At 71.2% G+C, this 15,299-nt stretch carries 13 protein-coding genes; 12 read left to right on the top strand and 1 reads right to left on the bottom strand.

The genetic code is table 11. The features are described 5' to 3' along the window. The 12 genes from BG452_RS39805 to BG452_RS39750 form a co-directional block, all read left to right on the top strand. Nucleotides 1-931 (top strand): molybdopterin-dependent oxidoreductase (locus BG452_RS39805; protein WP_188309226.1); only part of this gene is annotated, 931 nt, incomplete at its 5' end. Beyond that, nucleotides 928-2,283 (top strand): NADH-quinone oxidoreductase subunit NuoH, encoded by a 1,356-nt coding sequence (gene nuoH, locus BG452_RS39800; protein WP_188309225.1) that lies wholly within the window; start codon nucleotides 928-930, stop codon nucleotides 2,281-2,283. The genes BG452_RS39805 and nuoH, both read left to right, overlap by 4 nt. Before the next feature lie 6 nt (nucleotides 2,284-2,289). After that, nucleotides 2,290-2,892: an NADH-quinone oxidoreductase subunit NuoI gene (nuoI, locus tag BG452_RS39795; RefSeq protein WP_188309224.1), complete on the top strand. Its 603-nt coding sequence runs from the start codon at nucleotides 2,290-2,292 to the stop codon at nucleotides 2,890-2,892. Beyond that, nucleotides 2,889-3,854, top strand: a complete 966-nt coding sequence (locus BG452_RS39790; RefSeq protein ID WP_188309223.1) for an NADH-quinone oxidoreductase subunit J — start codon at nucleotides 2,889-2,891, stop codon at nucleotides 3,852-3,854. Before nuoI ends, BG452_RS39790 begins: the two co-directional genes overlap by 4 nt. Then, nucleotides 3,851-4,150: an NADH-quinone oxidoreductase subunit NuoK gene (gene nuoK / locus BG452_RS39785; protein WP_188309222.1), complete on the top strand. Its 300-nt coding sequence runs from the start codon at nucleotides 3,851-3,853 to the stop codon at nucleotides 4,148-4,150. The genes BG452_RS39790 and nuoK overlap by 4 nt, the downstream gene beginning before the upstream one ends. A 14-nt stretch (nucleotides 4,151-4,164) precedes the next feature. After that, a complete protein-coding gene (gene nuoL, locus BG452_RS39780) occupies nucleotides 4,165-6,060 on the top strand; it encodes an NADH-quinone oxidoreductase subunit L (RefSeq protein WP_188309221.1) in 1,896 nt (631 codons plus the stop codon). Nucleotides 6,061-6,094: 34 nt separating this feature from the next. After that, complete coding sequence (locus BG452_RS39775; protein WP_188309220.1) at nucleotides 6,095-7,714, top strand: NADH-quinone oxidoreductase subunit M; 1,620 nt, start codon at nucleotides 6,095-6,097, stop codon at nucleotides 7,712-7,714. After that, nucleotides 7,711-9,348, top strand: a complete 1,638-nt coding sequence (gene nuoN / locus BG452_RS39770) for an NADH-quinone oxidoreductase subunit NuoN (RefSeq protein WP_188309219.1) — start codon at nucleotides 7,711-7,713, stop codon at nucleotides 9,346-9,348. Before BG452_RS39775 ends, nuoN begins: the two co-directional genes overlap by 4 nt. A 325-nt stretch (nucleotides 9,349-9,673) precedes the next feature. Then, on the top strand, nucleotides 9,674-10,684 hold the full coding sequence (locus BG452_RS39765) for a polyprenyl synthetase family protein (protein ID WP_188309218.1): 1,011 nt from the start codon (nucleotides 9,674-9,676) through the stop codon (nucleotides 10,682-10,684). Nucleotides 10,685-10,776: 92 nt separating this feature from the next. Then, a complete protein-coding gene (locus tag BG452_RS39760) occupies nucleotides 10,777-11,439 on the top strand; it encodes a response regulator transcription factor (protein WP_188309217.1) in 663 nt (220 codons plus the stop codon). 438 nt (nucleotides 11,440-11,877) lie between these two features. After that, on the top strand, nucleotides 11,878-13,710 hold the full coding sequence (locus BG452_RS39755) for a 2-oxoacid:acceptor oxidoreductase subunit alpha (RefSeq protein WP_411293091.1): 1,833 nt from the start codon (nucleotides 11,878-11,880) through the stop codon (nucleotides 13,708-13,710). Beyond that, on the top strand, nucleotides 13,707-14,777 hold the full coding sequence (locus BG452_RS39750) for a 2-oxoacid:ferredoxin oxidoreductase subunit beta (RefSeq protein ID WP_188309215.1): 1,071 nt from the start codon (nucleotides 13,707-13,709) through the stop codon (nucleotides 14,775-14,777). The genes BG452_RS39755 and BG452_RS39750 overlap by 4 nt, the downstream gene beginning before the upstream one ends. Nucleotides 14,778-14,880: 103 nt before the next feature. Here BG452_RS39750 and BG452_RS39745 read toward each other — a convergent pair whose 3' ends face one another. After that, complete coding sequence (locus tag BG452_RS39745; protein WP_188309214.1) at nucleotides 14,881-15,261, bottom strand: VOC family protein; 381 nt, start codon at nucleotides 15,259-15,261, stop codon at nucleotides 14,881-14,883. Nucleotides 15,262-15,299 lie beyond the last annotated feature (38 nt).

Here is a 15,299-nt window from a genome sequence, read left to right as displayed (position 1 = left end):
TGCGCTGCCGGGTCTGTTGCCGGGTGGCCGTCCGGTGGCGGCGGTGGCGGCGCGGGCGGAGGCGGCCGCGGTCTGGGGGGTGGCGGAGCTGCCGTCGCGTCCGGGCCGGGACACCGGTCAGATCCTGACCGCGGCGGCGCGGGGTGATCTGGACGCGCTGCTGGTCGGCGGGGTGGATCCGGGCGACCTGCCGGATCCGGCGTTGGCCGGGGAGGCGTTGGCGGCGGTGCCGTTCGTGGTGTCGCTGGAGCTGCGGCCGTCGGCGGTGACCGAGCGGGCCGATGTGGTGCTGCCGGTGGCGGCGGTGGCGGAGAAGGCGGGCACCTTCCTGGACTGGGAGGGCCGGGTGCGGATGTTCGAGGCCGCGCTGAAGCCGGACCAGCAGATGGGCCGTCATCTCTGGTCCGACCTAAGGGTGCTGGAGATGCTGGCGGACGCGCTGGGCCACCGGCTGGGTCTGGCGGACGTGCGGGCGGCCCGGCTGGAGCTGGACCGCTTCGAGCCGTGGCGGGGTGACCGCGCGGCGGATCCGGCGGCGCACCCGGGGGTGCTGCCGCGGCCGGCCACCGGCCAGGCGGTGCTGGCGGGTTGGCGTCTGCTGCTGGACGAGGGGTCGCTGCAGGACGGCGATCCGCATCTGGCGGGGACGCGGCACCGGGCGGTGGCCCGGGTGTCGGCGGCGACCGCGAAGGAGATCGACGCCGGTGCGGCGGGGGCGCTGCGGCTGACCGGTCCGGCCGGTTCGCTGACGCTGCCGCTGGAGGTCACCGACTCGGTCCCGGACCGTACGGTCTGGATCCCGCTCAACTCCACGCCGGGCGGCGCCCACCGCGCGCTCGGTACGACCGTCGGCCACCTGGTGACGATCGCCGCGGCGGAGCTCGCGCCGGTCGTCGTCGAGGGCGGGGCCCGGGAAGGGGAGGTCCGATGACTCCGAAGCCGTACGAGACGCTGCACTTCTTCGGCCAGGACCCGTGGTGGCTGGTGCTGCTGAAGGCGGTGTTCTGCTTCGCGTTCCTGCTGCTGACGGTGCTGGTCGCGATCGTCTGGGAGCGCAAGGTGGTGGCCTGGATGCAGTTGCGCATCGGGCCGAACCGGCACGGGCCGTGGGGTCTGCTGCAGTCGCTGGCGGACGGCGTGAAGCTGGCGCTGAAGGAAGACCTGGTGGTCAAGGGCGCGGACAAGGTGGTCTACATCCTGGCGCCGATCGTCTGCGCGATCCCGGCGTTCATGGCCTTCGCGGTGATCCCGTTCGGTCCGCCCGGCGACGAGGTGTCGATCTTCGGGACCCGGACGCCGTTGCAGCTGACGGACTTCCCGGTGGCGCTGCTGTACGTGCTGGCGACGGCCTCGGTGGGCATCTACGGGATCGTGCTGGCGGGCTGGTCGTCGGGTTCGACGTATCCGCTGCTGGGCGGGGTGCGGTCGGCCGCGCAGATGATCAGCTACGAGATCGCGATGGGCCTGTCCTTCGCGGCGGTGTTCGTCTACTCGGGGTCGATGTCGACCTCGGAGATCGTGGCGCACCAGCAGCCGAGGTGGTTCGCGGTGCTGCTGCCGGTGTCGTTCATCGTGTACGTCATCGCGATGGTCGGTGAGACCAACCGGGCGCCGTTCGACCTTCCGGAGGCCGAGGGCGAGCTGGTGGGCGGCTTCAACACCGAGTACTCCTCGCTGAAGTTCGCGATGTTCATGCTGGCCGAGTACGTCAACATGGTGACGGTCTCGGCGGTGGCCTCGACCCTGTTCCTGGGCGGTTGGCGGGCCCCGTGGCCGGTGTCGACGTTCTGGGAGGGCGCCAACCACGGCTGGTGGCCGATGCTGTGGATCACGCTGAAGATCCAGTTGCTGCTGTTCTTCTTCATCTGGCTGCGCGGCACGCTGCCCCGGCTGCGCTACGACCAGTTCATGAAGCTGGGCTGGAAGGTGCTGATCCCGGTCTCGCTGGTGTGGCTGGTGCTGATCGCGAGCGTGCGGGCGCTGCGCAACGAGGGGTACGGCTCCGGTTCGGTGGTGCTGTACGTGGGGGCGCCGGTCGGCGCGGTCCTGCTGCTGGTGCTGGTCCGGGACTTCCTGAAGAAGCAGCCGGAGGAAGAACAGCCGCCACCGGGTGGGGGCACCTCCCGGCCGAAGGCTGGGGGAGAGTTCGACCCGATGGCGGGCGGGTACCCGGTGCCGCCGCTGCCCGGTCAGGTGCTCCCGCCGGTGCCGCGCCGGCCGAGCCGCGCTCCGAAGCAACTCCAGGACGCCCTCAACGGGGCCGACCATTCCGAAGGGAGCTGATCCGAGATGGAGTCCGACCAGACGGGCCGGCCCGAGCGGGCCGACCGGCCGTCGATCCTCGGTCCGGCCGCCGGCTTCGGCGTGACCTTCAAGGCCATGTTCAAGAAGCGGCTCACCGAGCAGTACCCGGAGCAGAAGAAGCCCACCGCTCCGCGTTTCCACGGCCGCCACCAGCTGAACCGGCATCCGGACGGCCTGGAGAAGTGCGTCGGCTGCGAGTTGTGCGCGTGGGCCTGCCCGGCCGACGCGATCTACGTGGAGGGCGCGGACAACCGGGACGAGGAGCGCTACTCGCCGGGTGAGCGCTACGGCGTGGTGTACCAGATCAACTACGCCCGCTGCATCCTGTGCGGGCTGTGCATCGAGGCCTGCCCGACCAGGGCGCTGACCATGACCAACGACTACGAGCTGGCCGACTCCTCCCGCAAGGACCTGATCTTCACCAAGGAGCAGCTGCTGGTGGGCCTGTCCGAGGGCATGGTGGACACCCCGCACGAGATCTTCCCGGGCGCCGACGAGGGCGCGTACTACCGGGGCGAGATCACCGCGGCGGCGCCGGGGACGGTCCAGCAGGAGCGCACCGACCGGGACAAGGAGGTGCGGCAGTGATCGCACAGCTGGCGGCGGCGAGCGGGACGACCTCCACGGGTGAGGCCGTCCAGTTCTGGGTGCTCGCGGTGATCGCGGTCGGTGGCGCGCTGGGCATGCTGCTGATGCGCAAGGCGGTGCACAGCGCGCTGTGCCTGGCGGCGACGATGCTGGCGCTGGCGGTCTGTTACATGGCCCAGGGCGCGGTGTTCCTGGGCGTGGTGCAGATCGTGGTGTACACCGGCGCGATCATGATGCTGTTCCTGTTCGTGGTGATGCTGGTCGGCGTGACCAGCGAGGACTCCCTGAAGGAGCAGCTGAAGGGCCAGCGGTTCGCGGCGGTGCTGTGCGGGCTGGGCTTCGGGGTGCTGCTGATCGCGGGGATCGCCGCTGCGAAGCTGGACCACTTCACCGGGCTGGCCGAGGCGAACGCCGAGGGCAATGTGCCGGGTCTGGCCCGGCTGATCTTCACCCGGTACGTGTGGGCCTTCGAGGTCACCGGCGCGCTGCTGATCACCGCGGCGATCGGCGCGATGGTGCTGACCCACCGGGAGCACGTGAAGGCGCCGAAGACCCAGCGCGAGCTGGCGGAGCAGCGGGTGCGGGACAACATCCAGGTGCCGCCGATGCCGGCGCCGGGTGTGTACGCGCGGCACAACGCGGTGGACGTCCCGGCGCTGCTGCCGGACGGCACGGTCGCCGAGGACTCGGTGATGGCGACGCTGCGCGAGCGCGGTCAGGTCCGGGACGTCAGCCAGGCGATGCTCCGGCGGATGGCGGAGCTGGAGAACAGCACGGCGGACTGGCTGGGCCGTCCGTCCTCGGAGCGGCCGGCGGTGGCGGCTGTGCGCAAGTCCCTGGCGCCGGCCAACGCCCGTGCCAACGCCCGTGCCAACGGCAACGGCGACACCGGCAACGGCAACGGCAATGGCAACGGCAACGGCGGTACCGATCACGCGGCCGGCAAGGAGGGCGCGGAGTGAACCCGGTCAACTACCTCTACCTGTCAGCCCTGTTGTTCACCATCGGCGCGTCCGGGGTGCTGATCCGGCGCAACGCGATCGTGCTGTTCATGTGCGTGGAGCTGATGCTGAACGCCTCGAACCTGGCGCTGGTGACGTTCTCCCGGCTGCACGGGACCCTGGACGGTCAGATCATCGCGTTCTTCACGATGGTGGTCGCGGCGGCCGAGGTCGTGGTCGGCCTCGCCATCATCGTCTCCATCTTCCGGACCAGGCACTCCGCTTCGGTCGACGACAGCAACCTGATGAAGCTGTAGGCGGAGGGCCCTCGGTGAACTCTCTCATTCCGCTGCTGGTGGCGGCCCCGCTGGCCGGTGCCGCCCTGCTGCTCCTGGGCGGCCGGGCATTCGACCGGTTCGGCCACTGGCTGGCCACCGCGCTTGCCGCGCTCTCGTTCGGCTTCGGCCTGGCGTTGTTCTCGGACATGCTGGGCCGGAGCGCCGAGCACCGGGCGGTGACCGAGCACCTGTTCAGCTGGGTGTCGGTGAACGCCTTCCAGGCCGACGTCTCGTTCCGGCTCGACCAGTTGTCGATGACCTTCGTGCTGCTGATCACGGGTGTCGGCACGCTGATCCACCTGTACTCGGTGGGCTACATGGCGCACGACGAGCGCAGGCGCCGCTTCTTCGCGTATCTGAACCTGTTCCTGGCCGCCATGCTGCTGCTGGTGCTCGCGGACAACTACCTCCTGCTGTACGCCGGTTGGGAGGGTGTGGGGCTGGCCTCGTACCTGCTGATCGGCTTCTGGCAGCACAAGCCGAGCGCGGCGACGGCGGCCAAGAAGGCCTTCATCGTCAACCGGGTCGGCGACATGGGCCTGTCGATCGCGATCATGCTGATGTTTGCCGAGTTCGGCTCCTTCGCCTTCACCCCGGTCTTCGACGGGGCGCACCAGGCGAGCGAGGGCAAGCTGACGGCGATCGGCCTGATGCTGCTGCTGGCCGCGTGCGGCAAGTCGGCGCAGGTGCCGTTGCAGTCCTGGCTCGGGGACGCGATGGAGGGCCCGACCCCGGTCTCGGCCCTGATCCACGCGGCCACCATGGTGACGGCTGGCGTCTACCTGATCACCCGCTCCTCGGCGATCTTCAACCTGGCGCCGGACGCCCAGACCGCCGTGGTGGTGGTCGGCGTGGTGACGCTGCTGTTCGGTGCGATCGTCGGGTGTGCCAAGGACGACATCAAGAAGGCGCTGGCCGGTTCGACCATGTCGCAGATCGGCTACATGGTGATGGCGGCCGGGCTGGGCCCGATCGGCTACGCCTTCGCGATCATGCACCTGGTGACCCACGGCTTCTTCAAGGCCGGGCTGTTCCTCGGCGCCGGGTCGGTCATGCACGGCATGGACGACGAGGTGGACATGCGTCACTACGGCGGCCTGCGGAAGTACCTGCCGTGGACCTTCGCCACCTTCGGCCTGGGCTACCTCGCCATCATCGGCTTCCCGGGCCTGTCCGGCTTCTTCTCCAAGGACAAGATCATCGAGGCGGCCTTCGCCAAGGGCGGCACCGAGGGTTGGATCCTCGGCCTGTGCGCGCTGGTCGGCGCGGCCGTCACCGCGTTCTACATGACCCGGGTGATGCTGCTGACCTTCTTCGGCGAGAAGCGCTGGCAGCCGGACGCGAAGGGCGACCTCCCGCACCCGCACGAGTCGCCGAGGACCATGGTGATCCCGATGGTCCTGCTGTCCTTCGGCTCGGTGTTCGCGGGCGGGCTGTTCGTCTACAACAACTCCTTCCTGAGGTGGCTGGAGCCGGTCACCGGGCACAGCGAGGGCAACTCGCCGCTCGGTTCCTGGACCGTCACCGGGCTGACCACCGCCTGCATGCTGGCCGGCGTCGGGCTGTCGTACGCGATGTACGGGCGCTCGCCCGTCCCGGTGGTGCCGCCGGTCGGCTCCCCGCTCACCCGGGCCGCCCGCCGCGACCTGCTGCAGGACGACTTCAACCACGCCGTGCTGGTGCGGCCGGGCTCGGCGCTCACCGCGACCCTGGTCTACTTCGACAGCCGCGGCCTGGACGGCTTCGTCAACGGCCTGGCCGCCCTCATCGGTGGCCTGTCCGGCCGGCTGCGGCGGGTCCAGAACGGTTTCGTCCGCTCGTACGCGCTCTCCATGTTCGGCGGCACGCTGGTGCTGGTCGCCTCGACTCTCCTGATGAGGTCCGTGTGATGACTCGTCCTGAAACGCGTCGGGAGGCCAGGCCATGAGTGTGCTGCTGACCGTCACCTGCGCCGTCCCGGCGGCCGGTGCGGTGCTGACCGCCGCGCTGCCGGCCGGCTCGACCGAGGCCCGGCGCCGCACCACCAAGGCCGTCGCGCTGGGCGTCTCGGCCGTCACCCTGGCGCTGGCCGCCGTGGTGGCGCTGCGGTTCGACCCGCACGGCGCCCGCTACCAGCTGACCGAGTCGTACAGCTGGATCCGTTCCTTCGGCATCACCTTCTCGCTCGGCGTGGACGGCATCGGCGCGGTGCTGGCCCTGCTGACGGCCGTCCTGGTGCCGATGGTGATGCTGGCCTCCTGGCACGACGCCGACCCGGGCCCCGCCGCGCCGGACGGCACCTTCGAGAACAGGCGCCGCACCCAGGCCTTCTTCGCCCTGATCCTGGCGGTGGAGGCGATGGTGATCGTCTCCTTCTACGCCACCGACGTCTTCCTGTTCTACGTGTTCTTCGAAGCCATGCTGATCCCGATGTACTTCCTGATCGGCGGCTTCGGCGACCGGGCCGGCGGCCCGGAGTCGGCGCGTCAGCGCTCCTACGCGGCCGTCAAGTTCCTGCTGTACAACCTGCTCGGCGGCCTGGTGATGCTGGCCGCGGTGATCGGCCTGTACGTGATCGCCCAGGACCAGGGCCTCGGCACCTTCGACCTGCGGACCCTCACCGGCGCGGTCGCCGACGGCAGCCTGAAGCTGTCCGGCACCGCCCAGGACGCGCTGTTCCTGGGCTTCTTCTTCGCCTTCGCGGTGAAGGCCCCGCTGTGGCCGCTGCACACCTGGCTGCCGAACGCGATGGGCGAGGCGACGGCCGGCACCGCCGTGCTGATCACCGCCGTGGTGGACAAGGTCGGCACCTTCGCGATGCTGCGCTTCTGCCTCGGGCTGTTCCCGGACGCCTCGAAGACCTTCGCCCCGGCGATCCTGGTCCTGTCGCTGATCGGGATCGTCTACGGCGCGCTGCTGGCGGTCGGCCAGAAGGACATCAAGCGGCTGGTCGCCTACGCCTCGATCTCGCACTTCGGCTTCATCATCATGGGCATCTTCGCCCTGACCAGCCAGGGCCAGAGCGGCGCGACCCTCTACATGGTCAACCACGGCCTCTCCACCGCCGCGTGGATGCTGGTGGCCGGCTTCCTGATCTCGCGTCGCGGCTCGCGGCTGATCGCCGACTACGGCGGTGTGCAGAAGGTCGCCCCGGTGCTCGCCGGGACGTTCCTGATCGGCAGCCTGGCCACCCTGTCGCTGCCGGGGCTGGCCCCGTTCGTCAGCGAGTTCCTGGTGCTGGTGGGTACCTTCACCCGCTACCCGGCGATCGGGATCGTCGCCACCTTCGGCATCGTGCTGGCCGCGCTGTACGCCCTGCTGCTGTACCAGCGCACCATGACCGGCCCGGTGAAGGAGGGCGTGCGCGCGATGCCCGACCTCAAGGTCCGCGAACTCGCCGTGGTGGCGCCGCTGGTGGCGCTGACCGTGCTGCTCGGCGTCTACCCCAAGCCGCTCACCGACCTGGTGAACCCCTCGGTGGACGCGACGCTCTCGCAGGTCCACCGGACCGACCCGGCGCCGGCCCACCCGGTCGCCGCCACCTCAGGAGGTGAGCAGAAGTGAGTGTCACCGCAGTGCTCGCCGCCGCCGGCGGCAACACCCCGAGCATCCCGTCCCCGCACATCGAGTACGGCCAACTCTCCCCGATGCTGGTGGTGTTTGCCGCCGCCGTGGCCGGCGTCCTGGTCGAGGCGTTCGTCCCGCGCCGGCTGCGGCACTGGACCCAGGTCACCCTCGCCCTGGTCGCGCTGGCCGGCGCCTTCGCCGCCGTGGTGGTGCTGGCCGCGCAGGGCCACGGCGCGCCGCGGATCGACCTGCTGGCCATGGAGTCGGTCGCGCTGGACGGCCCGGCGCTGTTCCTGCAAGGCGTGATCCTGCTGGTCGCCGTGGTGACGGTGCTGACCTACGCGGAGCGCCGGCTGGAGCCCAAGGCCGGCGGCCTGCCCGCCGACGCCTTCGCCGCCCAGGCCTCCGCCACCCCCGGCGGGGAGCAGGAGCGGGCCGCGGTCCGGGCCGGCTTCACCACCACCGAGGTCTTCCCGCTGACCATGTTCGCGGTCGGCGGGATGCTGCTCTTCCCGTCCGCCAACGACCTGCTGACCATGTTCGTGGCGCTGGAGGTCTTCTCCCTCCCGCTGTACCTGCTCTGCGCGCTGGCCCGGCGCCGCCGGCTGCTCTCCCAGGAGGCGGCGGTCAAGTACTTCCTGCTCGGCGCCTTCGCCTCGGCGTTCTTCCTGTTCGGCACGGCGCTGCTGTACGGCTACGCCGGCAGCGTGAAACTCGGCGACATCGCGGACGTCATCTCCGGCAAGGCGATGACCACCCCGGCGCAGCTCAGCAGCACCCAGAGCGACGTGCTGCTGCTGGCCGGCCTGGCGATGCTGGCGGTGGGCCTGCTGTTCAAGGTCGGCGCGGTGCCGTTCCACTCCTGGACCCCGGACGTCTACCAGGGCGCGCCGACCCCGGTGACCGGCTTCATGGCCTCGGCCACCAAGGTGGCGGCGTTCGGCGCGTTCCTGCGGTTGTTCTACGTGGCCTTCCCGGGCCTGCGGCTGGACTGGCGGCCGGTGCTGTGGGGCGTGGCGATCCTGACCATGGTGGTGGGCGCGGTGCTGGCGGTGACCCAGCAGGACGTCAAGCGGCTGCTGGCGTACTCCTCGGTCGCGCACGCCGGGTTCATCCTGACCGGGGTGATCGCCGTCAACAAGCAGGGGCTGTCCTCGGTGCTGTTCTACCTGGCGGCGTACTCCTTCGTGACGCTCGGCGCCTTCGCCGTGGTCACCCTGGTGCGCGACTCCAAGGGCGAGGCGACCCACCTGTCCAGCTGGGCGGGGCTGGGGCGGCGTTCACCGCTGGTGGCGGCGGTGTTCGCGCTGTTCCTGCTGGCCTTCGCCGGGATCCCGCTGACCTCCGGGTTCACCGGGAAGTTCGCGGTGTTCCAGGCGGCGGCGGCCGGCGGGGCCACACCGCTGGTGATCGTCGGTGTGCTGAGTTCGGCGGTGGCCGCGTTCTTCTACATCCGGGTGATCGTGCTGATGTTCTTCTCCGACCCGCAGCCGGGCGGTCCGACGGTGGCGGTCCCGAGCGCCTTCACGGCGACCGCGATCGGGGTGGGGGTGCTGGTCACGCTGGGTCTGGGCCTGCTGCCGCAGTACTTCCTGGACCTCGCGTCCAAGGCCTCGTTGTTCGCCTACTGATTCGCGGCATTCGCGGCACTGGTCCGCGCAGCGGTGCGCGTCGTGGCGATGCGCGCACCGACGCGCGCGCCGAGCGGCGCGGGTCGGTCCGCTGGAGGTCGGTCCGGAAGTCCGGGCCGATCTCCAGCCGTTGTTTCCAGAGGAATTCGCCCCCACCGCCGCATGGCCCGTGGAGACCGTCTGACCAGGCCTTCCGGCTCGGGCATGACAGGATCCGCACGCCCGTGCAGTGATCCACTCGCGACCGGATACCCTGCCTGTATGGCCAGCGGCGGCACTCAGGGACCAGGCCGCTAGATCGACCAGGGACAGAGGAGTGGTCTTCGTGACCGTCGTGGGACCCTTCGGGCTCAGCGTGCAGGACCGCGACCTGACCCGGGACGTCCAGGCCGGACTGGACGCGGTGGAGGCGGCGCTCTCCGAGGCCGTCAAGAGCGACGTCCCGTTCATCACCGTCACCGCCAGCCACCTGATCGAGGCCGGCGGCAAGCGCTTCCGTCCGCTGCTCCTGCTGCTGGCCGCCCAGTTCGGCGACCCGGGCGCGCCCGGCGTGGTGCCGGCCGCGGTGGTCGTCGAGCTGACCCACCTGGCCACGCTGTACCACGACGACGTGATGGACGAGGCCCCGGTGCGGCGCGGCGCCGAGAGCGCCAACTCCCGCTGGGACAACTCGGTGGCCATCCTCACCGGCGACTTCCTGTTCTCCCGGGCCTCCCAGGTGCTGGCCGACCTCGGCCCGGCGGCGGTGCGGATGCAGGCCGAGGCCTTCGAGCGGCTGGTCACCGGCCAGATCCTGGAGACCCGCGGCCCCGGCCCGGATCTGGACCCGCTGCTGCACTACCTGGACGTGCTCGCGGGCAAGACCGGATCGCTGATCGCCGTCTCCTGCCGGATAGGAGCGCTGATGGCCGGCGCCGCGCCGGACCTGGTGGACACCCTCGGCGAGTTCGGCGAGCGGATCGGCATCGCCTTCCAGCTGGCTGACGACGTGCTGGACATCGCCAGCGACGGCCACGAGTCCGGCAAGACCCCCGGCACCGACCTGCGCGAGGGCGTGCCCACCCTGCCGACCCTGCTGCTGGAGCAGATGCCGGCCGACCCGGCCGACCCGGACGACACCCGGCTGCGCGAACTGCTCGCCCAGGACCTCTCCGACGACGACCTGCACGCCGAGGCGCTGCGCCTGCTGCGCGCCCACCCCGCCCTGGAGCGCGCCCGCCGGGAGACCCTGCGGCACGCCGAGGAGGCCCGGGCGCTGCTGGCCCCGCTGCCGGACTGCGCGGCGAAGGCGGCCCTGGACGGGCTGTGCGACGCGGTGGCCATCCGCACCATGTGACCGCCCTCGGGCGATCCGGCCCCACGGCCGCGGCGGCCCGCCGGGATGGGGGAGACTGACACCCGTCAGCTCACGCCTGCCGGAAGGTCACCATGCGCCGCGTCGTCATCGCCGAGGACTCCGTACTGCTGCGGGAAGGTCTGACCCGGCTGCTCACCGACCGCGGCCTGGAGGTGGTGGCCGGGGTCGGGGACGGCGCCGCCCTGGTGAAGACCATCCACGACCTGGCGGCGTCCGGCGACCTGCCGGACGTGGTGGTCTCGGACGTGCGGATGCCCCCGACCCACACCGACGAGGGCCTGCGCGCCTGCGTGGAACTGCGCGGGCGCTACCCGCAGCTGGGCGTGCTGGTGCTGTCGCAGTTCGTGGAGGAGCGGTACGCCTCCGAGCTGCTGGCCGGCTCCACCCGGGGCGTCGGCTACCTGCTGAAGGACCGGGTCGCCGAGGTGCGCGAGTTCGCCGACGCGGTGGTGCGGGTCGCCGAGGGCGGCACCGCGCTGGACCCGGAGGTGGTGCAGCAGTTGCTCAGCCGCAGTCGCAAGGGCGACGTGCTGGCCAACCTCACGCCGCGCGAGCGCGAGGTGCTCGCGCTGATGGCGGAGGGGCGCACCAACGCGGCGGTGGCCAAGCAGATGGTGGTCTCGGACGGCGCGGTGGAAAAGCACGTCAGCAACATCTTCCTCAAGCTCGGCCTGGCGCAGAGCCCGGAGGACCACCGCCGGGTGCTCGCGGTGCTCACCTACCTCAACTCCTGAGCCGTGAGAGCTCGTGACCCGTGAGAACTCCTGAGCCTGGAGCCGCCCCGGGCCGGCTCCGCGCGGCCCGGGCGCGGCCCGCTCGGTCCGTGTGCGGAATGATCTCCGGCGGCCGGCTGTTGTGCCGGAAAGAGGTACCGGCATGGGCGGGTGAAATCCTGCCGGAGTTCCGGCCTGGGCGGAGTGCGCGCGCATAGGATGCGAGCGGTGCACCAGGCGGACGGGGCACGGGGCCGCGCCCGCGGTGGTGTGCCCACGAGGAGGTCCGCGGCAGTGACCAGTCAGGTCGATCAGTCAGAGGCAGTGGACGGATCGGACGGCGACGAGGGTCGTACCGGTGACGGTGCCGGACCCCCCGGAGCGGCCGGGCCCGTCGGCGCGCACGCCCCGGGCGGCCCACCGGAGCGGCGGGCCAAGCCCATCCGCAGACTCGACCGGGTGATCATCCGGTTCGCCGGCGACTCGGGTGACGGCATGCAGCTCACCGGTGACCGGTTCACCTCGGAGACGGCCGCGTTCGGCAACGACCTCTCCACGCTGCCGAACTTCCCGGCCGAGATCCGGGCTCCCGCCGGCACCCTGCCGGGCGTCTCGTCCTTCCAACTGCACTTCGCCGACCACGACATCCTCACCCCGGGCGACGCCCCGAACGTGCTGGTGGCGATGAACCCGGCGGCCCTGAAGGCGAACCTGCCGGACCTGCCGCGCGGCGCGGAGATCATCGTCAACACCGACGAGTTCACCAAGCGGGCGCTGGCCAAGGTGGGTTACGCCGCGGACCCGCTCGGCGACGGCTCGCTGGACGCCTTCCACCTCCACCCGGTGCCGCTCACCGCGCTGACCCTGGAGGCGCTCAAGGACAGCGGGCTGGCCCGCAAGGACGCCGAGCGGGCGAAGAACATGTTCGCCCTGGGGCTGCTGTCCTGGATGTACCACCGGCCCACCCACGGCACCGAGACCTTCCTGCGCGCCAAGTTCGCCAAGAATCCGCAGATCGCCGAGGCGAACATCGGCGCCTTCCGGGCGGGCTGGAACTTCGGCGAGACCACCGAGACCTTCGCGGTCTCCTACGAGGTGCCGCCGGCCAGGCTCCCGGCCGGGCGCTACCGCAACATCTCCGGCAACCTGGCGCTGTCCTACGGGCTGATCGCCGCCGCGCAGCGCTCCGGCCTGCCGCTGTACCTGGGCTCGTACCCGATCACCCCGGCCTCGGACATCCTGCACGAGCTGAGCCGGCACAAGGACTTCGGGGTGCGCACCTTCCAGGCCGAGGACGAGATCGCCGGCATCGGCGCGGCGCTCGGCGCGGCCTTCGGCGGGGCGCTGGGCGTGACGACCACCTCCGGGCCGGGCGTGGCACTCAAGTCGGAGACGATCGGCCTGGCGGTCTCGCTGGAACTGCCGCTGCTGGTGGTGGACATCCAGCGCGGCGGCCCGTCCACCGGGTTGCCGACCAAGACCGAGCAGGCGGACCTGCTGCAGGCGATGTTCGGCCGCAACGGCGAGGCGCCGGTACCGATCGTCGCCCCGGCCACGGCCGCCGAGTGCTTCGACGCCGCGCTGGAGGCGGCCCGGATCGCGGTGACCTACCGCACCCCGGTGTTCCTGCTCTCGGACGGCTACCTGGCGAACGGCTCGGAGCCCTGGCGGATCCCGGAGGTCGGCGAACTGCCGGAGATCGACCCGAAGTTCGCCACCGCCCCGAACCGCGAGGACGGCGCCTTCTGGCCGTACCTGCGGGATCCGCACACCCTGGCCCGGCCCTGGGCGGTGCCCGGCACGGCCGGGCTGGAGCACCGGATCGGCGGCATCGAGAAGGAGGACGGCACCGGGAACATCTCCTACGACCCGGCCAACCACGACCTGATGGTGCGCACCCGGCAGGCGAAGGTCGACGGGATCACGGTCAAGCCGGTGGAGGTCGACGACCCGAGCGGGGACGCCCGGGTGCTGGTGCTCGGCTGGGGCTCGACCTACGGCCCGATCACCGCGGCGGTGCGCCGGGTGCGGGCGGACGGCGGCGAGGTCGCCCAGGCGCACCTGCGCAACCTCAACCCGTTCCCGGCCAACCTGGGTGTGGTGCTGCGCAGTTACGAGAAGGTCATCGTGCCCGAGATGAACCTGGGCCAGCTCGCGCTGCTGCTGCGGGCGAAGTACCTGGTGGACGCGGAGTCCTACAACCAGGTGCGCGGACTGCCGTTCAAGGCGGCGCAGTTGGCGGACGTGCTGTGGGCGGCGATCGGCAGCCTGGACGAGGAGGACCACCGATGAGTGACGTTGGCTCCGAGAAGCGTGCCTTCCCGTCGTTGCGGCTGGTGCCCAAGGCCGAAGAGCCGCAGAGCGCCCGGGACTTCAAGACCGACCAGGAGGTGCGCTGGTGCCCGGGCTGCGGGGACTACGCGGTCCTGGCGGCGGTGCAGTCCTTCATGCCGGAGCTCGGCATCCGGCGCGAGAACACGGTGTTCGTCTCCGGCATCGGCTGCTCCTCGCGCTTCCCGTACTACATGAACACCTACGGGGTGCACTCGATCCACGGCCGGGCGCCGGCGATCGCGACCGGGCTGGCCTCCTCCCGGCGGGACCTGAGCGTGTGGGTGGTGACCGGTGACGGCGACGCGCTGTCGATCGGCGGCAACCACCTGATCCACGCCCTGCGGCGCAACGTCAATCTGAAGATCCTGCTGTTCAACAACCGGATCTACGGCCTCACCAAGGGCCAGTACTCGCCGACCAGCGAACTCGGCAAGATCACCAAGTCCACCCCGATGGGCTCGCTGGACGCGCCGTTCAACCCGTTGTCGCTGGCGATCGGCGCCGAGGCCACCTTCGTGGCCCGCACCATCGACTCGGATCGCCGGCACCTCCAGTCGGTGCTGCGGGCGGCGGCCGGGCACGAGGGCACCGCGCTGGTGGAGATCTACCAGAACTGCAACATCTTCAACGACGGCGCCTTCGAGGTGCTGAAGGACGCCGGCACCCGGGACGAGGCGCTGATCCGGCTGGAGCACGGGCAGCCGATCCGCTTCGGCGCGGAGTCGGGCAGCGGCGTCTTCCGGGGCCCGGACGGCGAGCTGTTCGTCGCGCCGGTCACGCCCTCGAACGAGGCGGACGTCCTGGTGCACGACGCCCACGCGGCCGGCCCGGCGACGGCCTTCGCGCTCTCCCGGATCGCCGACGCGGACACCCTGCACCACACGCCGATCGGCGTGCTGCGCGACGTCCGCCGGCCGGTCTACGACGAGCTGATGGCGGACCAGCTGGCCACCGCCGTCGCCCAGCGCGGGCCGGGCGACCTGGCGACGCTGCTGGCGGGCAACGACACCTGGACGGTGGACTGACCGCCCCGGTCCGCCCTGGTCCGCCCCGGCCCGCACGTCGGCGCCCCCGTCCCTCGTCGGACGGGGGCGCCTCGCGTTCTCCGGTCCTGCGTACGGCCGGCCCTTACCGCTGGGCCCACTCGACCAGCTGGATCACGACCCCGTTCGGGTCGGCGACCTGGAACAGCTTCTCGCCCCACGGCTCCTCGCGCAGCGGCAGGGTGATCTCGACCCCCTCCTCGCGCAGCCGCCGCTCCTGCGCGGCGATGTCCTCGACGGTGAAGGCCAGGATCAGCCCGTCCGCCGTGCGGTCGCGCTGGTCCTCGGGCAGCACCTCCAGGCCGCGGCGCAGGTAGACGACGCCGATCCCGCCGCCCGGGTGGGCGAGCGAGACGAAGCCGTCGGCGGACATCTGCTCGGTGTAGCCGAAGTGCCGCTGGAGGAAGGCGGCGGAGGCGGCGGTGTCCTCGACGGTCAGGGAGACGACGGTGGTGGTGATCTGCATGGCGGAGCCCTCTCGTCACTGCGTACGGATATCCCGTA

Origin of the sequence: Streptomyces sp. CBMA123 (genome assembly GCF_014596465.1) — a bacterium.
GTDB lineage: Bacteria > Actinomycetota > Actinomycetes > Streptomycetales > Streptomycetaceae > Kitasatospora.
The sequence above is the reverse complement of the archived record's forward strand: the minus strand, read 5'-3'. Positions and strand labels throughout refer to the sequence as shown.

Excerpts from the sequence above, each read along its gene's own strand:
- nuoH (WP_188309225.1), top strand. The coding sequence starts at position 928 with ATGACTCCGAAGCCGTACGAGACGCTGCACTTCTTCGGCCAGGACCCG.
- nuoI (WP_188309224.1), top strand. The coding sequence starts at position 2,290 with ATGGAGTCCGACCAGACGGGCCGGCCCGAGCGGGCCGACCGGCCGTCG.
- BG452_RS39775 (WP_188309220.1), top strand. The coding sequence starts at position 6,095 with ATGAGTGTGCTGCTGACCGTCACCTGCGCCGTCCCGGCGGCCGGTGCG.
- BG452_RS39760 (WP_188309217.1), top strand. The coding sequence starts at position 10,777 with ATGCGCCGCGTCGTCATCGCCGAGGACTCCGTACTGCTGCGGGAAGGT.
- BG452_RS39750 (WP_188309215.1), top strand. The coding sequence starts at position 13,707 with ATGAGTGACGTTGGCTCCGAGAAGCGTGCCTTCCCGTCGTTGCGGCTG.
- BG452_RS39745 (WP_188309214.1), bottom strand. The coding sequence starts at position 15,261 with ATGCAGATCACCACCACCGTCGTCTCCCTGACCGTCGAGGACACCGCC.